Source organism: Actinoallomurus acaciae, from assembly GCF_042429965.1.
GTDB lineage: Bacteria > Actinomycetota > Actinomycetes > Streptosporangiales > Streptosporangiaceae > Actinoallomurus > Actinoallomurus acaciae.
Window position 1 is genome coordinate 1 of sequence record NZ_JBHLZP010001148.1, and the last position, 953, is coordinate 953.

The 953-nt window shown below is 75.8% G+C and carries 1 protein-coding gene; it reads left to right on the top strand.

Features of this window, described 5'->3' with window-relative positions:
- Positions 1-335: 335 nt before the first annotated feature.
- Positions 336-953, top strand: a 618-nt coding sequence (locus tag ACFFNX_RS51210) for an LLM class flavin-dependent oxidoreductase (RefSeq protein ID WP_378213774.1), incomplete at its 3' end; no start/stop codon positions are given.

Here is a 953-nt window from a genome sequence, read left to right on the forward strand (position 1 = left end):
GGCCGACCCGGCGCTGGCCGCGCTCACCCCGGACCGTACGGCCGCCTCCGGGCACCACGGCTCGGAGTCCGGCGGGCTGGCGGTCCACGTCGCGGCGCTCCGCGACGCGGGCTTCGGCGAGGTGGGCACGCTCTGGCAGCACGGGAACGACCGCGTCCTCTGCGCGGTCCGCCGCTGACCGCACGACGCCACGGCTCCCGGGCCGTGGCGTCCGGTACGATGACCGCGATCCGAGTGCTCCCTGGGAATGACGTCGCAGTACGGGAGCCCGCCGCGACCGGCGGCGGTGGAGGGGCGACAACCGTTGTTCGCTTGCCCTTCCGGAGGTTCCTTCCATGAACGTAGGTCTCGGCCTGCCGATCACCGATCCGCCGTCGCTGCTCTCGTGGGCGCGACGTGCCGACGCCGGCCCCTTCTCGACGCTCGGCCTGCTCGACCGTCTCGTGTACGCCAACCCCGAGCCGCTCGTGACGCTCGCCGCCATCGCCGGAGCCACGACACGGATCCGGCTGCAGACCGAGGTGCTCCTCGGCCCGCTGCGCGAGACGGCGCTCCTCGCCAAACAGACCGCGACGCTGGACCTGATGTCCGGCGGCCGCTTCACGCTCGGCATCGGCGTCGGCGGCCGGGCCGACGATTACCTGGCCGCCGGCACCGACATCCGTACGCGGGGGCGCCGTCTCGACGAACAGCTCACGACCCTGCGGCGGGTCTGGGCGGGAGAGCCGTACGGCCAGGGCGCCGGCCCGATCGGCCCGGTGCCCGCCCGCGACGGCGGGCCGGAGGTGCTCATCGGCGCCTTCGCCCCGGCCGCCCTCGAACGCGTCGCCCGCTGGGGCGACGGCTACCTGTGCGCCGCGCCCCTCGCGATGGCCGGCGGGCTGTTCCGCAGCGTGGAGCGCTCCTGGTCGGCGGCGGGCCGCGCCGGACGGCCGCGCATGGTCGCCCAGGTC